At 49.5% G+C, this 20344-nt stretch carries 16 protein-coding genes and 2 tRNA genes; 12 read left to right on the top strand and 6 right to left on the bottom strand.

What is annotated here, in order from left to right; translation table 11 throughout:
• Positions 1–167 precede the first annotated feature (167 nt).
• Entirely contained in the window at positions 168–1289 is a 1122-nt protein-coding gene (locus BUA40_RS01845; RefSeq protein WP_083585223.1) for an FISUMP domain-containing protein, read from the bottom strand.
• A 226-nt stretch (positions 1290–1515) separates the two neighbouring features.
• Here BUA40_RS01845 and BUA40_RS14740 point away from each other — a divergent pair, with 226 nt between their 5' ends.
• From BUA40_RS14740 to BUA40_RS01830, 3 genes are all read left to right on the top strand, one after another.
• Positions 1516–1638: a hypothetical protein gene (locus BUA40_RS14740; protein WP_255369161.1), complete on the top strand. Its 123-nt coding sequence runs from the start codon at positions 1516–1518 to the stop codon at positions 1636–1638.
• A gap of 6 nt (positions 1639–1644) precedes the next feature.
• Positions 1645–2121 carry a DUF6169 family protein gene (locus BUA40_RS01835; RefSeq protein ID WP_072797669.1) on the top strand — a complete coding sequence of 159 codons (477 nt, stop codon included), beginning with the start codon at positions 1645–1647 and terminating at the stop codon, positions 2119–2121.
• Between the two features lie 239 nt (positions 2122–2360).
• On the top strand, positions 2361–3005 hold the full coding sequence (locus BUA40_RS01830; RefSeq protein WP_255369160.1) for a thiamine pyrophosphate-dependent enzyme: 645 nt from the start codon (positions 2361–2363) through the stop codon (positions 3003–3005).
• A gap of 147 nt (positions 3006–3152) precedes the next feature.
• Here BUA40_RS01830 and BUA40_RS01825 read toward each other — a convergent pair whose 3' ends face one another.
• Complete coding sequence (locus BUA40_RS01825; protein WP_072797667.1) at positions 3153–3470, bottom strand: STAS domain-containing protein; 318 nt, start codon at positions 3468–3470, stop codon at positions 3153–3155.
• Between the two features lie 204 nt (positions 3471–3674).
• Here BUA40_RS01825 and BUA40_RS01820 point away from each other — a divergent pair.
• The 3 genes from BUA40_RS01820 (at position 3675) to BUA40_RS01810 (ending at position 10002) form a co-directional block, all read left to right on the top strand.
• Positions 3675–3750, top strand: a tRNA-Asp gene (locus tag BUA40_RS01820).
• 84 nt (positions 3751–3834) lie between these two features.
• The gene (locus tag BUA40_RS01815; RefSeq protein ID WP_072797665.1) at positions 3835–6912 is read left to right on the top strand and encodes an FISUMP domain-containing protein; all 3078 of its coding nucleotides are present in this window, start codon (positions 3835–3837) and stop codon (positions 6910–6912) included.
• Between the two features lie 21 nt (positions 6913–6933).
• Entirely contained in the window at positions 6934–10002 is a 3069-nt protein-coding gene (locus tag BUA40_RS01810; RefSeq protein WP_072797663.1) for an FISUMP domain-containing protein, read from the top strand.
• A gap of 79 nt (positions 10003–10081) precedes the next feature.
• Here the strand turns inward: BUA40_RS01810 and BUA40_RS01805 are convergent, their stop codons facing one another.
• Positions 10082–11005, bottom strand: a complete 924-nt coding sequence (locus BUA40_RS01805; RefSeq protein ID WP_072797659.1) for a sugar phosphate nucleotidyltransferase — start codon at positions 11003–11005, stop codon at positions 10082–10084.
• A gap of 230 nt (positions 11006–11235) precedes the next feature.
• Positions 11236–11308, bottom strand: a tRNA-Lys gene (locus BUA40_RS01800).
• Positions 11309–11435: 127 nt separating this feature from the next.
• Between BUA40_RS01800 and BUA40_RS01795 the strand changes: the two genes are divergently transcribed.
• The 5 genes from BUA40_RS01795 to BUA40_RS01775 all read left to right on the top strand — a co-directional run bounded on the left by BUA40_RS01795 (position 11436) and on the right by BUA40_RS01775 (position 16744).
• Positions 11436–12329 (top strand): tyrosine recombinase, encoded by an 894-nt coding sequence (locus tag BUA40_RS01795; RefSeq protein WP_072797876.1) that lies wholly within the window; start codon positions 11436–11438, stop codon positions 12327–12329.
• Positions 12330–12425: 96 nt separating this feature from the next.
• Positions 12426–13658, top strand: a complete 1233-nt coding sequence (locus BUA40_RS01790; protein WP_072797656.1) for an endo-1,4-beta-xylanase — start codon at positions 12426–12428, stop codon at positions 13656–13658.
• Positions 13659–13679: 21 nt separating this feature from the next.
• Positions 13680–14939 carry an endo-1,4-beta-xylanase gene (locus BUA40_RS01785; RefSeq protein WP_072797653.1) on the top strand — a complete coding sequence of 420 codons (1260 nt, stop codon included), beginning with the start codon at positions 13680–13682 and terminating at the stop codon, positions 14937–14939.
• 51 nt (positions 14940–14990) lie between these two features.
• Positions 14991–16082, top strand: coding sequence for a 3-isopropylmalate dehydrogenase (gene leuB / locus BUA40_RS01780; protein WP_072797651.1), 1092 nt, complete (start codon positions 14991–14993; stop codon positions 16080–16082).
• A gap of 170 nt (positions 16083–16252) precedes the next feature.
• Complete coding sequence (locus BUA40_RS01775; protein ID WP_072797649.1) at positions 16253–16744, top strand: NUDIX hydrolase; 492 nt, start codon at positions 16253–16255, stop codon at positions 16742–16744.
• Positions 16745–16943: 199 nt separating this feature from the next.
• On the opposite strand, the gene lptE is transcribed toward BUA40_RS01775, so the two are convergent.
• Positions 16944–17456, bottom strand: coding sequence for an LPS assembly lipoprotein LptE (gene lptE, locus BUA40_RS01770; protein WP_072797647.1), 513 nt, complete (start codon positions 17454–17456; stop codon positions 16944–16946).
• Positions 17457–17519: 63 nt separating this feature from the next.
• A complete protein-coding gene (locus BUA40_RS01765) occupies positions 17520–18680 on the bottom strand; it encodes a T9SS type A sorting domain-containing protein (RefSeq protein ID WP_083585222.1) in 1161 nt (386 codons plus the stop codon).
• 152 nt (positions 18681–18832) lie between these two features.
• Here BUA40_RS01765 and serS point away from each other — a divergent pair, with 152 nt between their 5' ends.
• Positions 18833–20119, top strand: a complete 1287-nt coding sequence (gene serS, locus BUA40_RS01760) for a serine--tRNA ligase (RefSeq protein WP_072797642.1) — start codon at positions 18833–18835, stop codon at positions 20117–20119.
• Positions 20120–20344 lie beyond the last annotated feature (225 nt).

Below are 20344 nucleotides of genomic sequence, written 5' to 3'. Positions count from 1 at the left end.
TCACCACCCACAAACCAAGCAATGTGAAATATGGAATATGGAATTTATACCGCAAAATCCATCATGAACCTCGGTTCAAGAGACTCGATGCGGAAGTTATTTGTAGATTTTTTGTTAATTCTGTTCTTTTTATTGTTTGCCTTAGACATATGAAACCTTTACCCGTATTAATTGTTTCCGATTTTATTTGTTACCATAGCACAGCGAACCGAGAGACCATATCTTTTTTTTGTATTCTGTTCGTTAAGGCCTCCTCCTGACATTCCTGCATACCCTCCCCTTGAAAACTTGTTTGCATCAAATTTTACACTTTCTGCAGGATAATGGAAGTATGTTGCCTCTCGCAAATTTTTAAATCCATTTGACCAAATATACCCTGCTGGCACAAGACTGAATCCGGTTGCATTATAGCCGTTAAAGCCATTTTGCGTTCTCATATCTTCATAGCTATTATGAATAACATTTTCCGATTGAGCGACAAATTTGTAATCATCATAGGTCATTAAGCGCCATCCTTTCGGACAGATTCCTTGATGGTCCTCTTGAATCAAATGAGCACAACTCTTGGTATTGCAGCTGTCATTAAATCCCATCATTTCCGCCCACTGATAAAGTCCCCCATAACGGTCACAGTTGGTCGTATCATTGTCATAACAAAAACGTTCAATTTTTTTGTTGTCTGACTGAAAAGATGTGCTATCTATAAACTCAACCATTTCACCAATATTCAGATTTTCCGCAAACACAGTCAACGAATCTGAATGATCCTTGTTGTAAATGGTTAAATAATAGTAGGACCGATTATTCCTTGTGTCCACAAATTGTTTAAACACGTCATCAAACCATAAGGGTCCCAGATCCGCCGTATGAGCATATGGAACATACTCCCCACTACTGCTAGACTTAGCCACAGACGAAGAAGACCGTTTTACGGAAGAACTGCTACTTTGCATTTCGCTTGAAGAAGACTTATCCTTGTTGCTGCTGGATGAGTCATCAGTTTTCACAGAACTGGAGCTCTTGGAATCAGATGAGTTCTTTGTTTCTTTTGCGGAACTGCTAGACTTATTCTCACTACTCGATGACTTGTCTTTGGTTTCGTTTCCCGACGACTTCTTATCAATCGAAGAGGACGATTCTTCAGTGGAATCAGAGTCCTTTACGCTTGAAGACGATTCAACAGCGGATGTTTCATTGTTATCATCACTTGCCGATGAAGAATCATCGCAGCCCACAACCAGCCCAAGGCAGAACACCGACAGGGCAACCAACACGCTGAACTTTTTCATAGGACATCCCCACACTAAATCTCTCCCCTAAAAATAAATAATTCCCCACCCCACATTCAACCCCGACACCCCCCCCAGTGTAAATTTCTGTAAACATACGCCACCCCCATCCACCCAAACTCCCCCATATGACTCACTGTGAAACATATGGGAAAACCGGGCATGGGAACGGCAAATCTTGCTTTCTCCCGAGTAATTATGTATATTGTGGTGTGGAGACACAGATATGAAGCAGTTTACGCCATCAGAAGCCAAAAAACTGATAAAGGATATTCTCGCCGAGAAAAAGAAGAAGGCGGAATACTTTCAGGCGAACGGCACATTGAAGGGCTTTGTTTCGGCAAAGTAGTTTTTCGTGCTTTATCCCATAAACGAAGAAAACTGCGTCTTCTATTTCGAGATAGAGACAGGAAACAGGGTCTCGGTCGAATTCACCGAACTGACCGACACTTTCGGGACTGCATTCCCGATTTATTGCGTGGACATCTACAACCAGATTGTTTCAAGCAGCCATACCAACGAGTTGTCCGGGTCTGCGACCAGGGACACAATTGTTTCCATAATCAAGGGCTTCTTTGACAAGTTCGACTGCGCTCTCGTCGCATTCATCGACACCTCGACCGACAACAAGGGCAAGGCTAGAAGCCGCCTGTTCAAGTCCTGGTTCAGCACATTTGCCAGCGACGACTTTATCATAGAACCCAGAGAAATCACCGTCAGCGGTTCCGAGTCCTATTCGCTCCTGATAATCCGCAAGTCCTACGGTAATACGGCAATGATAATAGAAGCGTTCGACAAGTTCATCAGGCTTGCGAATACTCCCGACGAATAGGGAAGGAAAATTTCATAACCGCATTCGCGTTAGGGATAGTGACCCCTTTGGGGACAAGACCCGCACAGCGGGGCTTGGTTTTAGGAGGCTGGTGGCAAGCGAAGCGACGGCGGCAGCCCCTAAAATATAGCCCGACCGCACATATATGTGCGGGAACGCCCAAGAGATATCGGTTACGGTGGTCTCGACCACGCTGTGAGCCGTAGGCGACTCGTCTTAACGAGTCGTCGGAGGCGAGAGTGAGCGCCGATCGGAGTGTCTTACAAGAGTTTAGCGCGAACGGTCATCATAGGGCCACGGGCGAAAACGTGAACATCTGCGTCCTCGATACCGAAGTGTACTCCAACACCGGTGGACAGGCTTCCAAGGCCACGAACCGTGGCGCCGTCGCCCTCTTCGCTGCCGCCGGTAAGCGCGCCGGCAAGAAGGACCTCGGCCTTATCGCCATGAGCTACAAGAACGTTTACGTGGGCCGTATCGCCCTCGGTGCAAACGACGCTCAGGCCCTGAAGGTTCTCCAGGAAGCAGAAGCACACAATGGTCCGTCCCTAATCATCTGCTACTGCCCCTGCATCAACCATGGTTTCGATCTCAACAGCCAGCTTCAGCACCAGAAGATGGCCGTGGATTCCGGTTACTGGACTCTGCTCCGCTACAACCCGGCTCTCGCCGCCGAAGGAAAGGCCCCGCTTATCCTCGACTCCAAGAAGCCGACGATCCCGGTTGCAGAATACATCTACACCGAAAACCGCTACAAGCAGCTCACCCGTAACAATCCGGAAGTGGCCAAGAAGCTCGCCGACGACCTCCAGAAGGAAGTGGACGCCCGCTACGCATTCTACGACGCCATGTCTAAGGATACCGAAGGGCTGATTAGCCTGTAAGAGGTATGAGGTCGCGACTTCGTCGCTTTGAGCGATGAGGTCGGCCTTACGGCCTTTTAGGTAAATTAAAACGCCCCGTCACGATGAGTGGCGGGGTGTTTTGTTTTTCAAATTTTCAGCACCAAGAGGTGCAAGATTAATTTATCGTTAAGCAATGTTCAGCATGGTTATAAAGCCGGTCATTTCCAGAATTTCGCGAACACCCTGCTGCAAGTTGATGAGCGTCATTTTACCTTTCTCGGCAATCATCTTCTTCTGGGAAGATAAAAGCACACGCAGACCGGCAGACGAAATAAAATTGACATTAGCGAAATCAGCTATGAGATTCTTGCTTTTAGAACAAGCCGAAGCCATTTCGGCTTCAAAAGCATCCGCTGTAGTAGATTCGATTACACCATGTAATGAAAGAGTCAAAGTACCGTTATTTTCAGAAACTTCGACACCAAATTTTGGATGTCCAAACATAACAAACACCTCTTAAAAAAACACCAACACAATATTAGGTAATCATTATAATGATTTCAAGGCGTACTGACCCCTAGTGTGATTATTCGCACTGCATTTTTTTATTAAAAATCAAGTTTTTTCGCCAATATCCCTTGACAGTCGTCTGGTTTCTTTTTATATTTGGCTCGTTCGGTTAGGAAACTGACCAAACGAAAAACCACTGGGGTGGTAGCTCAATTTTGGTTAGAGCACCGGCCTGTCACGCCGGAGGTTGCGAGTTCAAGCCTCGTCTATCCCGCTAAAAAAGCCTCTCTAAAAGAGAGGCTTTTTAGTTATATCCTCCAAATATTTTCTATAATTTACATTGTGCTTAGGAGGATATATGCGGTTAACAATCGTCATTGCCAGTGCTGTACTGATTTTGAACGCCATATTTATTGGCTGTAGCGGCTACGGCTCAGAATACACCCCAGAAGAATATTCCTCTGATTCCTTCAGTTTCTTCTACTCCTCCAGTTACAAGAGTGGCTCTTCCAGCTCCGCTTATTCCAGCGCGTACAGTTCTTCTTACTATTCCTCCAGCTCGGAATCCATCTTTATTCCCAACCTCGAATACGACAAGAACTTGAATGCCACGGTTAAACTGGACTCCGTGTGGTACAAAGGCAGCTACGCCAAGACCATCCAGATCGGCAGCTACATCTGGCTCACCGAAAACGCCAAGGAATACCCCACCTGGAGAACCAGCAAATGTTACGACGTTCAAGACGAGAACTGCGAAAAATACGGTTACCTCTACCTTCAGTGGGACGCCGCCACCCTCTGCCCCGACAGTTTCTCCATTGCAACCGCCACCGCATGGGAATCCCTGTTTAAAGCCGTAGGCTCCAATACGTACATTCTTTCTAGCACCCTATGGAGCGGAACCGCCAACGGCACCTACGCCCTGAACCTGGTTCCCGGCGGCATGTGTGACGGATTCACTTGCATCGACGGCGGCAAGAAGGCCTACTATGTCGGTGCAGGCACGAGCAAAAGCGACACCAAGATTTTCATTATCGACAGCGACAGCCATACCTCCAAGCCGCTCTCTTCGTTCAGTGATTCCTCTTTCTTCTCGGTCCGCTGCGCCAAGCAGTCGACCCAAGTCAAGAAAGGCTCCGACCTCAGCGCCTGCGACACCAAGGAAAAGATGACGGTACAGGAAGATTCCAGCACCTACACCTGTATCTACGGCAAATGGTTCAAGGAAGTCTACAGGGAACCCGAATGTTCCAAGTCGACCGAAGGAAGCACCTACTACAAGATTCGCCCCTATGTCTGCCAAGACGGCGAATGGCGTGAGCTCGAGGAACTGGAAATCAGGCTGGGCTACTGCACCAGCGCCACGCAAAACGCAACTGCATTCTACAACGACACCACCTACATTTGCGATAACCTCACCTGGCGAAAGCAGACACTTCTCGATGCCCAAGGGGAATGTAACGAACAAAAGGCCGGCGACTCCATTTACCATAACGGCGTAAGCTACATATGCCGCGGCACCACCTGGCAGACGCTCACCAGCATGGAAAACAAGTATGGCGTCTGCAACTCGAAGCGCCTCGGCGAAGTCATCTCAGAACAAAACTACTACTACATCTGCAGCAACAACGCATGGAGCAAGACGACCAATCCTGCAGACGTCATCGGCAAATGCGACACCACCAAGACCGATTCCATTTACATTATATCGAACTACTACCATGTATGCGAAGGCGGCACTTGGCGTAGCGCCACCAACAACGAAATTGTATACGGACGCTGCAACGCCAGAAAACAGGACACCCTTATCAAATCGGGCAACTACAAGCTTATTTGCGACAAAAACGCATGGAGATACGCCACCTTGCAAGAGGCTTATGGTGCATGCACCGCAGAACTCCAAGATACAATATACGTCTATGCAGCGGACTCCAACACCTACGTCTGCAACAACCTGACCTGGAGCAGGCTGACAAAGCCCAACGCTTCGCTTTCGTACTGCACAAAGAAGAATCAAGGGTCAAAAGCCAAGATAAACTCCCCCAAGAGTTACTGGCTTTGCAACAATTATCAATGGGTCAGCATCGACTCCCTCTCCTACAATTATGGCACCTGTAACATCGACAGTGTCGGCAACAAGATTTACCCGAAGAAAGATTCCCTTGGCTATATATGCAAGTCGGTTGGAACCCAATACCAGTGGGTTCAGATGACCATCAAGGAACAGTTTGGCCTGGATTGCGACGAGTCGACCCAAGATACCATGGTTGTCGGCAGGCTCTGCGACAACGGCACCTGGAGAACCCCCACTTCGCTCGAAAAAACGATTGGCAAATATTGCTCGAAAAAGAATATTGGCGAAAAAGCAACCACCTCTTCTAAATACTATCAATGCGAATCAACCGGTTGGACAAGCATTACCAAGAGCATGTATTACCTGGGGGAATGCTCACGCGACAGCATCATTTCCGTTTTAGATGGCGTCGAATACTATTGTTCCGACGGCAATTGGATTACACCGCCCAATGCGATTACGGATACAACGGCGTCTTGCAGTGGCTTGAATAGCGGCCAGTCCGGAAAGACCGGCGCCTACAAGGGCAAAATTTACATATGCAAATACAATAGCGGATATTACAACTGGGTTCGCCTAAACGATGCAGCCATCCAGCTCGGTTTCTGCACCAATGCGCGCGAAGGCGAACTCGCTAAATTGAACGACAAGTACTATATGTGCCAATACTCTTGGTGGAGAGTACCGGACCTTTCCTTAATCTTGAGCAAAAGCGAATGTGGAACCATTAATATTGACGGCCAAGAATACACCTGCTCCGGAGACAAATGGACGCCGGTTTATGGCTCAATGACGGATTCCGATAAAAACACCTACAAGACCCTTAAGGTAGGTACGCAAACCTGGATGGTAGAAAACCTGAACTATAAAACAGAGAACAGCTGGTGTTACAACAACGCCGACAGATACTGCGCCCAATACGGAAGGCTCTACACCTGGGATGCCGCCCAAACAGCATGCCCCAAGGGTTGGCATCTTCCAAGCCACGAAGAATTCAACTCGTTAAGGAGTAATTCTCTTCATATTTACCTTTCAAACCACGATAACGGTAACTGGCAGACCGAAAGATACAATAATAAATACCCTGGTTTTGAAATCTTGGCTGCAGGAATCAGAACGGAGGGAGGAACATTTGATTATGAACACCGTCTTACGGGCTTGTGGCTGACCGATACCCCCGAAGACGATACTAATAGGGGATGTTTTATGAAATTCCAAGACGAAAGCATGCCTGCCGACTATTCTACTTCCAGTCGCTGCGGTTCTAAAACCGAAGGGTACAACGCTCTCCCCGAATCTCCTGATGTCTTTGCAAACGAGAAAGGCTACGGGTATTCCGTTCGTTGCATCAAAGATGATTAAATTTTAGGGCTAGGTAAATTTATGAAGATCTCCATTATTCTCGCCAGTTTCATTCTGTTTTTAACCGTCCTGTTTGTTGGCTGTAGCGGCTACGGTTCCGACTACACCGAAGAAATCTTTTCTTCGGATTCTTACAGCTACGACAGTTCTTCAAGCTATAAGGGCAGTTCCTCGAGTAGCAACGGTTCCTCGTCTTCTAGCGCAACCGGCTCCTGTTCTTCTGAATCTGACCCGGACCTCGACGAATCTTCTTCGAGTGAAGAAATCAAGGTCGTTCCGGATCTGGAATTCGACAAGAACTTGAACGCCACGGTAAAACTGGACTCGGTGTGGTACAAAGGCAACTACACCAAGACCATCCAAGTCGGCAACTTCATTTGGACTACCGAAAACGCGAACTACTACCCCACTTGGAAAACCAGCAAGTGCTACGATGTCGAAAACGGCAATTGCGACAAATACGGTTACCTTTACCGCGAATGGAAATCCGAAACCTTATGCCCCGACAGTTTCTCGATTGCCTCCACCACCGCTTGGGAATCGCTCCTTGAAAACGTAGGTTCATCCTTAAAATACATCAAGTCCAGCACCCTGTGGAACGGCAGCGCCAATGGCACCTACGCCCTGAATCTGGTACCCGGCGGGACATGTAACGGTTCCACTTGTACCGACGCCGGCAAGAAAGCATACTACATCGGCGAAGGAAACTCCAGCAAAGACTCAAAGATTTACATCATTGGCGATGACGGCTACACCATAAAGCCCATATCCGAATTCACGGATTCCTCTTACTTCTCGGTCCGTTGCGTCAGGGAAACCTTCCAAGTCTTGAAGGGTTCCGACCTCAGCGTTTGCGACACGAAAAACAAGGTGTTCGTTAAGGAAGATTCCAGCACCTACACCTGCGTTTACGGCAAATGGTTCAAGGAAGTCTACAGGGAACCCGAATGTGGCAAGTCAAACGAAGGTGACACCTACTACAAGAATCGTCCCTACGTCTGCGAAGATGGCGATTGGCGCGAAATTACCGAACTCGAAGCAAGAATCGGCTACTGCAGCAAAGCCAACCTGAAAGATACCATCGCCTACAAAGACACCACCTATATTTGCGACACGCTCTCCTGGCGCAAGAGAACGCTTAATGACGCTCACGGCCAATGCACAGATGCCAAAGCAGGTGATTCCATTTACTATGAAGGCACCAACTATGTATGTAAGAGCGGTTACTGGCTGACCTTCAACGACAAGGAAAAAAGATTAGGGCTTTGCAACAAGAAACGCTTAGGCGAACTTGTTATCGAAAACGATTCCTACTTGATCTGCAAAGACTATGAGTGGAAATCGACTTACGACCCCGAAGATGTTTACGGTAAATGCGACACCACCAAGACCGATTCCGTCTACAATCTTGGATACTACGATTATATATGCAAGGGAGGAACCTGGGTTTCGGCAAACGCAAAGGAAATCGCCCTCGGCGTCTGTAACGGCAAGACGCAAGGAACCGTCAAGCATACGGACACGACGACATACGTTTGCGACAAGGGAACTTGGCGCACGGCATCTGTCGAAGAGGCTATGGGCAAATGCACCGCGGCACTCCAAGACACGGTCTACGTAGATACCGCCACCTACGCCTGCAACAACCTGCAATGGCAAAAACTGACAGTCCCTGTATCTTCGTTCCCCTACTGCACCAAGAAAAACAACGGCGCAAAAAAGATCTCGAGTTCAAAGTATTATATCTGCGAAGACTACGTATGGAATAAGGTTGATAGAATCATCTACCTCTATGGATACTGCAACGAAAAATCGCTCAATGACATCAGGCATCCAAGCTCAGATTCTCTTGGGTATCAATGCAGACAATCTTCTAGCGGCGAATACAGTTGGGTTAAGCTCACCCTCGAAGAAGATGCAGGGAAATGCACAGCAAGCATACAAGACAGTATATTTCTGTCCTACATTTGCGACAAGGGAAAATGGAGAGAGCTAAAAGCCGAAGAGAAAAAACTCGGAATATGCACCGACAATAACATCGGCGACATGCTCGCCTCCGGCTCAAAATATTACCGATGCTATTGGGAAGGCTGGAGCGAAATTTCGGAACAAGACTACACCCTTTTCAACACCCCCTGCACCGAAGAGAATGATAGCATGGTCGTAAAGACCAATTCGTTCATTTACATATGCTCCGAAGGCAAATGGACACAACCCCTCTCTATCGGTTCTTGCAGCAATGCAGAAGATTACGGAAGAATCAAATTCAACGACTTTAGTCTCTATTCGTGTATAGGAAACAGTAGATGGGAACTCCTTGAAGACGTCATATACTCTTACGGTATATGTACTCAAAAAAGAGAAGGAATGTATGTCCAGTACAATAAATACTTCAGAGTCTGTAAGAACCATTTTTGGGACATCACAACACAAGAAGAATATTTTAAAAGCATCCCGTGTAGCGAAACAATCTCTATGAGCGGACTCAAATACACCTGCAAGAACGACGTCTGGACGCCTACCTACGGGAGCTATACCGACACCCGCACACCGCAGCAAACATACAGGACTCTCAAGGTGGGCGAAAAAACTTGGATGGTCGACAACATGAACTACAGCACCACAGACAGCTGGTGCTACGGCGGCTCTGCAGATAAATGCGGTACCTACGGAAGACTCTACACGTGGGATGCCGCCCAAGCCGCATGCCCCACGGGCTGGCACCCTGCCGACATTTCCGAATACCGCGCCCTAAACGATATTTTGCCCAGAATAGAATTGAAAGACAACGATTATTGGCAATCATCTCCAACCACCCAGGACATTTTCAAAGGCTTTGAATTCAGGGGCGGAGGAATCCGCGTCAACGGCTCTTTCGAGTATGAGAAGCGCGTGGCAGGTTTCTGGCTAAGAGATTCTTCGACCACCAGTGCCGACTCGGCATTCGCTATCGTTTACGGAGTTGAAGGGGCGCAAAACTTTACACCAACCCTCAATTATATCAAAGTAGATCCGAAGGACTCCAAATCGTATTCAGCGTACTCCTTATCTAAAGCAACAGGCCTAAGCGTTCGTTGCGTGAAAGACTAGACGATTACGCATTTTATGACGCGCATAAAAAAGCACCCCGAAAGGGTGCTTTTAAAATTCAGGACGAATGTAATACAATTTACTCGTGAAGGATGACGTTATCGAGCGTCTGACCGCTGACCTTGACGGAATCCCACAGCACGGCGTTGCTGATGGTGCTGTTCTCGATGACGCAGCCGTCGCCCACCGACACATTCGGGCCGATGGTGCTGTTCGAAATCTTTGCGTCCTTGCCAATGTAGCATGGAGCAATCACCTTGACGCCCGGCAGATTCACCGAGGCGGAGTTGTCGATGCGCTTAAGCACGTGGGCGTTGGTTTCGAGGAGCGTTTCGGCAAGGCCGCAGTCCAGCCACTTCTGCACCGGAGCGGTACGGAACTTGCAACCCTTTTCAAGCATCATTTCAAGGGCGTCAGTCAGCTGGAATTCGTTCTTGGTGCGGATATCATTGTCCATCAGGTACTTAAGGCTCTGCTTGAGCACCTTGGTATCCTTGATGTAATAGATGCCCACAATGGCTTCGTCACTCACGAATTCCTGCGGTTTTTCAACCAGGCGCGTGATTCGACCATCGGCGTCAGTCACGGCCACGCCAAAACGGCGCGGATCCTCGACCTTGAACGTGTAGAGGATATTTTCGTCCACATTATGGAGAATGGAAAGATCCGCTTCGAAAAGCGTGTCACCCAGAATAATCAGGAGAGGTTCATCGTCATCCACGTATGGCAGTGCGAGGCTAATTGCCTCACCCAGGCCCTGCGGATTAGACTGCACCACCGTGCGGGTCTTGCCCCAGGCAGAACGCTTCTCCAAAAAAGAGTCTACAGCTTCGGCCTTATAACCCGTAATAAAAATCGTTTCCGTGGGCTTAAGGCTTAAAGAATCTTCAACAATCCAATCCAAAATAGTCTTACCGGCAACAGGGAGAAGGCACTTCGGCACATTCTCTGTGTAAGGACGCAGACGCAGTCCGTTACCGGCGACGGGCAGAACAATCTTCATTAAATCCAATTCCTCAAAAACAAAACTTTACACTCGCAATATAGCATTTTATATAGAGCGGGGGTATGCGAAAATAATAATATTGTTGTAAACTAATACATTATATAAGGCATAAAAGCTGATTCTGGCACAAGGCCGGAATGACTATTGGTGAAAGCTGCAAATTCCTGCACAAGGCCGGAATGACATGTAGGCAAAAGAAAACCGCCTCGGGGTGAGACGGTTTTTCGTGGATGATGCAGGGGTCGAACCTGCGACCCGCTGATTAAGAGTCAGCTGCTCTACCAACTGAGCTAATCATCCATAGTCGCTTAGGACGGGCTCAATTATAGAATAAAAAAGGGACGTTGTCAAGGGAGAAAGCGGATTTTTTCAAAAAAATTTCTCTCGTCACCCGTCTCAAGTCTCTCGTCTAATCTATATTATGGCCATGAGCCTAAATTCAAACCGCATGGATGCCTATTTGGCGTTTCTGGGAGTGGAGCGGAACCTTTCGCCCGCCACCATCCAGAGCTACCAGGAGGACTTGCGGCATTTTATAGACTGGCTCGACGAAATCAGCCTGGATCTCAAGGATTTGACTCCCGAAAAGCTGGACGAATTCCTGACGCTCACCGCGGGACAGGTGGAATACTCCCCCACATCGATCGCGAGGCATTTTTCGAGCCTGCGCGGGTTCCTGAAATACATGCAGAGCCAAGGCGAATATGACTACAGCACCGAATCGATGCTCGAACGACCCAAACTCGGGCGCTACCTGCCACAGTACCTGACACGCGAAGAAATCGACAGCGTGTTCGAGAGTGCGGCCAACGGCAAGAACCCGCTGCGCGATACCGCCTTATTTGAGCTCATGTACAGTGCAGGGCTCCGCATTTCGGAAACCCTCGGCATCAAGCTTTCGCAACTGGATCTAGACAACGAATGGCTTACTCCCATCGGCAAAGGCAACAAGCAACGCTTGGTACCGCTCGGCAGCAAGGCGAAAGAGAATCTGAAAGCCTGGATTGAACTTGGCAGGCCTCTCACCCATCCGACTACGGACAACATAATCCTTAATTCCCGCGGTAAGCCCATGAGTCGCATGGGAGCTTGGAAAATCGTGCAACAGCATACGATGCACCTTTCGAAACAAGTCTCACCGCATACCTTCCGCCACAGCTTCGCCACCCACTGCCTCGAAGCAGGCATGGATCTACGCGTTCTGCAGGAACTCCTCGGGCACGCCGACATCAGCACCACGCAGATTTATACGCATATCGACAAGGAATTCATCAAGCAGGAACATAGACAGTTCCATCCTAGAGAATTGGCCGGAAAATAACCGTCCGCACATCCACTTTTGACATATTGTCCACGACAAACAGCCTCCCCTTGGGAATTTATCCGCAAAGTTGATGTATGTTTATAATGGGTAACTATGTCATTTAGAATCTTAAATATCGCGTCTGCGGCCATCCTAGGCGTGGCCGTGAGTAGCGTTTCTGCCCTCGGCCTTGCTGAGGGCGCGGCCAAGTTCCTCGGTAGCACAACTGTCGAAGGGCCGGTTCCTTCTGACTTCGGGACTTACTGGAATCAGATTACTCCGGAAAGGCAATGCACTTGGAAAACCGTCGAACAAACTCGCGGCACCTTTGATTTTTCTGAATGCGATATCGTTTACAACTGGGCAAAAGAGAATAAGGCTACATTCACGTTTCATGCCCTATTGTGGTGTAATTATGGAATCCCGGCTTGGCTTAGAAACCTAAATGCCGACGAAACAAAAGAAGCCCTTACCGCCTGGTTTGACGCCGTTGCAGAGCATTATCCAGACCTGGAACTGATTAACGTGTTCAGTGATGTCAAGCGTTCTAATTTAATATTCAATCAGTTGGACACCCTTATCAAAGCCCTCGGCGGTGATGACGGAGAATATACGTTCATAACCACGGCCTTCAAGATGGCTCGTGAACGCTGGCCCCAAGCGGCTCTCTTTTACAGCGACATCAATACAATCCAGTGGGAAAGGGATAAAGGCATCGATCTAATCTATACGATTCGAAAGAATGGTGCTCCAATTGACGCCTATGGGCTTGACGCCGGTGACCTGACTGCACAGGGAACAGGCCCCATGAAATGTTTCCCTTCAGACCGGCTCAAGAGCGCCCTTCAGGAGATTTACGAGAAAACAGAACTGCCTCTACTCATTACGGGATATAATATCAGCACTGATGTTGACAGCACACAAAAAAAATGTTTTGCAGAACATATTCCTGTTTTCATGCAAACCGAGTATGTAAAGGGGATCACCCTGTGGGGCTATCTCTACAATTTGTCCACGTTGCAATGTATCACGAACCTTAGCATCAGCTGTTCCGGCATTATCAGGGATGGCATAGACCGTCCGGCAATGACCTGGCTCAAGGAGTATTTCAATTTTCAGGAAGATAGCACAACTGCAATCAATGGCAGAGTCCATCTGCAGGCAAATACCCTCCAGGCATACGACGTGTTTGACCTGAACGGCGTCCGACTCGGCCGCCTGCGCGCCTACACTATCGACGAGGCCGTTTCGATACTCAAGAATACTAGCGACATCAAGGTCCAGGGCGTCTACATGCTCCGCTCCGTCAAGAACGGCTCTGTAAAACAAGTGCGATTTGCTCGCTAAAAAAATTTATTTAGGAGGAGCATGAGTTCTAGAATTTTAAAAATTGCGCCTGTGGCCCTTTTGTGCGTGGCCGTGAGTAGCGTTTTCGCCCTTGGCCTTGCCGACGGTGCGGCAAAGTTCCTCGGCAGTACAACTGTCGAAGGGCCTGTCCCTTCTGACTTCGGGACTTATTGGAATCAGATTACCCCAGAAAGGCAATGCACTTGGCGAACCGTCGAACAAACTCGCGGCACCTTCGATTTTTCCGAATGCGACATCCCCTACAACTGGGCAAAAGAGAACAAGGCTACATTCAAATTTCATGCCCTATTATGGGCTTCGGGAAACCCTTCTTGGCTTAGAGACCTTAGTGCGGACGAAGCAAAAGAAGCCATTACCGCGTGGTTCGATGCCGTTGCGGAGCGTTATCCGGATCTAGAATACATCAACGTGGTCAGTGAAGCCAGGCGAATCCATTCACAAATAGGCAGCAACAACAAAATTATCGAAGCCCTTGGCGGCGACAACGAAGACTATAAATTCATAACCACCGCATTCAAGATGGCCCGCGAACGCTGGCCCCAAGCAATCCTCATTTACAACGACTACAACACAATCCAGTGGGAAAGAAATGAAGGGATCGACCTAATCAATACGATCAAGAACAACGGAGCCCCAGTTGACGCCTACGGACTTGAAGGCAACGATTTGATTGTGATGGGAACCGGCCCCATGAAATGCTACAATCCAGACTTGCTCAAGAACGCCCTTCAGGAGATTTACGAGAAAACAGAAACTCCTCTACTCATTTCTGAATACAACATCAGCAATGAAATAGACAGTATTCAAAAAAACTGCTTCGCGGAACATATTCCTGTTTTCATGGAAACCGAATATGTAGTAGGAGTCACCCTATGGGGCTATCTCTATGGGCAATCCTTAATGCAATGCATCACAAACCCAGGGATTAACTGTTGCGGCCTCATCAGGGATGGCGAAGACCGCCCGGCAATGACATGGCTCAAGGAATATTTCAATTTTCAGGAAGATACCACTGCGAGGGACACGACTATTGCCGATTCCACGATTGCAATCGGCAGCAGCCTCCACCTGCAAGCGAATACCCTCCAGGCATACGACGTGTTTGACCTGAACGGGGTCCGCCTTGGCCGTCTGCGCGCCTACACCATGGACGAGGCCGTTTCGATACTCAAGAATACTAGCGACATCAAGGTCCAGGGCATCTACATGCTCCGCTCCGTGAAGAACGGCACCGTAAAGCAAGTGCGGATTGCACGGTAGACGCATTTTTTCTACATTTGCCTTGGTCAAAATTTAAACCAAGGATTAACAATGAGCAAGAATTACAAGATTGCAGTGCTTCCGGGCGACGGTATCGGCCCCGAAGTCATGAAAGAAGCTGTCCGCGTGCTGGACGTGGTTTCCAAGAAGTTCGGCTTCGACGTGAACGCCGAATGGGCAAACGTCGGTGGTGCCGCCTATGACGAAAGCGGTTCTCCGCTTCCGGAAAGCACCCTCAAGCTCGGTGAAGCTTCTGACTGTATTCTTTTCGGTTCCGTGGGTGGCCCGAAGTGGGAACACCTCCCCCCGAACCTGCAGCCGGAACGCGGTGCACTTCTGCCGCTCCGTAAGCACTTCAAGCTTTTCTGCAACCTCCGCCCGGCCCGCGTCTATAAGGAACTCGCAGGCGCCTGCCCGCTCCGCGCTGACATCGTCGGTGACGGCTTCAACATCCTCACCGTCCGCGAACTGACGGGTGACGTTTACTTTGGCCAGCCGAAAGGCCGCGAAGGCGTTCCGGGCTCCAAGGAAGAAATCGGCTTTGACACCATGAAGTACAGCCGCTACGAAGTCGAACGCATTGCTCGCTTCGCTTTCGACGCCGCCATGCTCCGCAACAAGAAGGTTGCCTCCATCGACAAGGCCAACGTGCTCACCACGAGCGTGCTCTGGCGCGAAGTCGTGAACGAAGTCATCAAGGACTATCCGGAACTGACTCTCGAACACCTCTACGTGGACAACGCTGCCATGCAGCTCCTGAAGCGCCCGCGTGAATTCGACGTGCTCCTCTGCCCGAACCTCTTCGGCGACATCCTCACCGACGAATGCGCCATGCTCACCGGTTCCATGGGCCTCCTCCCGTCCGCTTCTATCGCCGAAGGTTCCTTCGGTCTGTACGAACCGGCCGGTGGTTCCGCTCCGGACATCGCTGGCAAGGGTATCGCAAACCCGCTCGCCCAGATCCTCTCCGTGGCATTGATGCTCCGCTACACCTTTAAGGAAGAAGAAGCTGCAAAGGCTATCGAAGCTGCTTGCGAAAAGGTGATTGCCCAGGGCTTCCGTACTGGCGATATCTACCAGGAAGGCTGCACCAAGGTCGGTACGACCGGCATGGGTGACGCTATCATAGCCGCACTTGCCTAAGTGCTACTATAGAACCTACGATTGGCAAGTGCTCTCGCCACCACGGCTCGTTAAGACGAGCCGCTTGTGGCTCACGGATCAAGGCTTTGGGCTAATCGCAAACACGACCGGTTAATACCGGTCGCTTTTTGCTCACACTAATCACTGTCTACTTCCTACTGTCTACTAAAATGCTGAACACAACCCTCTGTTACATCGAACAAGACGGCAAGTACTTGCTGCTCCACCGCGTCAAGAAGAAAAACGACATCAACAAGGACAAGTGGATCGGCATTGGCGGCAAGTTCGAGGAATGGGAATCTCCCGAGGACTGCATCAAGCGCGAGGCTCTCGAAGAAACGGGCCTCACGCTGATTCGCCCGAAGTACAGAGGGATTGTCACCTTCATTGGCGACGGCATGGACCAGACTGAGTTCATGCACCTGTTCACGGCGACCGAATTCACCGGCGAACTCAAGGAATGCGACGAAGGCACGCTCGAATGGGTACCCAAGGAAAACGTGGCAAAGCTCCCCCACTGGGACGGCGACCTGATTTTCCTTGCGTTACTTGAAAGGGGCGAGCCTTTCTTTTCACTCAAGCTGACCTACAAGGGCAGCACCCTCACCGAAGCCCTACTGAACGAAGAACCCGTAACTGTGAGCGATGTCACACAAGGCTAATTTTTTCCCTTTAAAAATCGGGGGAAAAAGTTACATTTGCGCATGAACAAAACACGTAAGTCGTTGTGAAAAAATATTTTACACGATTTTATGCAACGATTTCGGTGTAATAAGTTTACTTTATAGATATCCAAACCAACCCCTAGCACCGCCCGAGATTACATCGAAGGCGGTGTATTTTTTTTAGCGTCGCATAACGCTACCACTTAGCTAGCGCATTGGTGATAATCAAGTCTTGGAGTTTTTCGATGGCTCGGGCCTGACCATGACGGTCTTCGGTTTCATTTGCCTGGACATCGTAGGTGCCTTCGGCGCTCAGCGACTTGGATTCGTAGATAACCTTTTCCTTGACATTATCAAAGAACTTCACGCTAACTCGAATGGTGACACGGTAGGTTTCCACATCGCTGTTGCTGTTATAGTTTTCGGGCTTGTTGGTGTAGCTCAAAAGGGTCATTTCAAAGTCTGCATTGGCTTCGCCGGTCACAAGGCGAACGCCGCCCGCATTCTTGCGGAACATTTCGACCACGCCTTCGCGGATGTTGTTGGCAAGCACCGGATCAAGCGTCTTGTCTTCGACTTCGTGAATCTTGACCGTCTTGATATGGCTCGGAAGTGTCGACGCCGTAAAGCTGTAGCAGCCACTCAAAAGCCCCGCAAACAGGGCAATTGCAACAAAACAAAGTATACGAGACACGTTTCTAAAAGGCATATTGCAAATTTAAAAAAAACACTCCCAGAGGGAGTGTCTTTAAGGCAACAATTATGTTAAATCCTAGAGCGAGGTCTTAAACGTCCTAGAACCGACCTTTACAATGTACACGCCCTTGGCTCCGGTATATACCTTCTGCACGTTCCCGATACCGCGGGTAGTACGGACGATTTGGCCGAGGCTGTTGAACACCGTGATAGACTTGCCCTCAGCATTGGAAACCATGATGCTGTTGTCGGAAGACTTGAAGACAGAGACCGATGCCAAGCTAACATCTAAGGCCAAAGCTTCGGTGCCCTCACTAGAAGAAGAGTGCTTATGATTTTTGCTGCTAGAAGACTTCGGAGCTTCAGACGAAGAAGAGGCTACAGAAGACGAAGAAGCGACTTCACTAGAAGAGGATTCCGGTTCAGGCTTGTCGCTGATAAGGCCATTCAAGTTCCATTGCTTCACGAAGTTCCAAATATCGGAAACATCGGCCTTGGAGGGGCTATGCTGACGACCCTCGAGCTTCAGGTGCTTCACATAGATGCCGTTTTCGCACGGGCCCCAGGTGTAAAGCGTAGCCCTGTTCTCGCTGTTCGGGTGATTGCTCTCGACTTCCGCCTGAGACGGGCACTTGAACTGGTCGCGGTAGCTCTTCAGGTTGTTTTCGAGACCATCATAGCCCACCACGTTATCGCTGGTTCCGTGAGTATGGAATATAGGCACCGGGCGCTGAGCCGTGCCGGCACCCATCATCAGGTAGCCGGAGCAAGGAGCAAAGGCAGCAATCTTGTCGGCGATCTTACCCATGGCATGGTAGCTGAGCATGCCACCCATGGAGAAGCCCGACATATACACGCGCTTTTTGTCGATCTTGTAGTCGTTGGCCAACTGGTCGATAATCTGCGTGATCCATTTGGTATCCTGGTCACCGCTGATATCCCAGGTGCTGTAACCCGTTGCGCCCTTGGGATAGGCTACAACAAAGCCCGCCGTATCGGCAACGGCTTCCCAGTGGGTATTGGACTGCTGATAATTGGGGTCCTGGTCCATGCCGTGGAACGACATGAGCAACGGACTATTGTCGGCGATACCGGACGGAGCATAGACGTAGACATCTCGGCCCGAAACAGACACCTTTTTATAGTCATTGATGGATTTTCCACCGCCTCCGCCCCAGCCGCCCCATTGGGCAAAAGACATCGACGCTGCAATTAAAAGCGGCAGTACATATTTCATAAATCACTCCTCTTGATAATATGTGCTAAAATCCAATATATACTGAAATTGCAGGAATTCGCCGAGTCCCATATAAATAGCGTTGTACCAAAACACAACAGGCAAAAAGTTGCTATATTCTCCCCCGTAAATTTTTCCAACCGAGGCATCAAATGCTTGACATCAAGAAAATCCGCGAAAATCCGGAATATTATATTGCTGAAACCGAAAAGAAATATACGACCGTAAGCCTTCGTGACGTGCTGGCTGTCGATAACGAACGCCGCCCGCTCCTCACCGAAGTCGAACGCCTCAAGAGTGAACGCAACGCCCAGTCCAAGAAGATTGGCGAACTCAAGAAGAAGGGCGAAAACGCCGACGAAGCCCAGGCCGCCACGCGCGAACTCGGCAACAAGATCGACGAACTCGACAAGAAGCTCAAGGATCTCGACTACAAGCAGACCGAAATGCTCATGCACGTGCCGAACATCGCTCCGCGTTCTCCGGAAGGCAAGGACAGTTCGGACAACGTTGTTGAAAAAGACGGCCCGATTCCCGCCGACTACTACACCAAGAACGATGACTTCGCCCGCGTGGACCACAAGACCCTCGGCGAACGCCTCGGCATTTTCGACTTTGAACGCGGTGCCAAGATTTCCGGTTCCGGTTTCCCGGTTTACCGCGGCTGGGGCTCTCGCCTCGAACGCGCCCTCATCCAGTTCTTCCTCGATGAACACATGAAGAACGGCTTCGAAGAATTCACGCCGCCGTACCTCGTGACCCGCAATACCATGCGCGGCACGGGCCAGCTCCCGAAGTTCGAAGAAGACATGTACCGCTGCGACAAGGACGATGACCTGTTCCTCATCCCGACCGCAGAAGTGCCTCTGACCAACCTCTACTCCGGCGAAGTGATTCCGGAATCTGAACTTCCGAAGCGTATTTGCGCCTACTCCGCTTGCTTCCGCCGCGAAGCCGGTAGCTACGGCAAGGACACCCGCGGTCTTCTCCGCCTGCACCAGTTCAACAAGGTCGAAATGGTTTACTTCGCCCATCCGGATCACAGCTACGAAGACCACGAAGAACTCACCCGCTTCGGTGAAATGCTTCTGGAAAAGCTCGGCCTCCCCTACCACCGTCTCGCCCTCTGTAAGGGTGACCTCGGTTTCGGTGCCGCCAAGTGCTACGACCTCGAAGTTTACGCTCCGGTCGAAAAGAAGTGGCTCGAAGTCAGCTCCTGCTCCAACTTCGAAGATTACCAGGCTCGCCGCGCCAACATCAAGACCAAGATCGGTGGCAAGAACGTCTACGTTCACACCTTGAATGGTTCTGGCCTTGCAACGCCGCGCGTAATGGTCGGTATCTGCGACAACTACCAGCAGAAAGACGGCTCTCTCGTCATTCCTGAAGTGCTACGTCCGTACATGGGCGGCATGGAAGTGATCGAACCGAAGAAGTAATTCGTTAAAGTAGTTTTACGTGAGCCACAAGCGACTGATTCAAATCAGTCGTGGTGGCGAGAGCGAGTGCTTATCATATTTTTTCATTTGACTCTAGCACGAGCGGTCTCATAAGTAAACTTTTTTCAATACAACATATTGAAAATAAAGTACAACAATTTGGTTACGGCTTGAACCGCCGTAACCTTTTTGTTATATTGGCCATAAAACCAACCTAACTCTCGT

Source organism: Fibrobacter sp. UWT2, from assembly GCF_900142545.1.
In the GTDB taxonomy this organism is placed as follows: Bacteria; Fibrobacterota; Fibrobacteria; order Fibrobacterales; family Fibrobacteraceae; genus Fibrobacter.
This window is presented reverse-complemented; position numbering and strand designations above follow the sequence as displayed.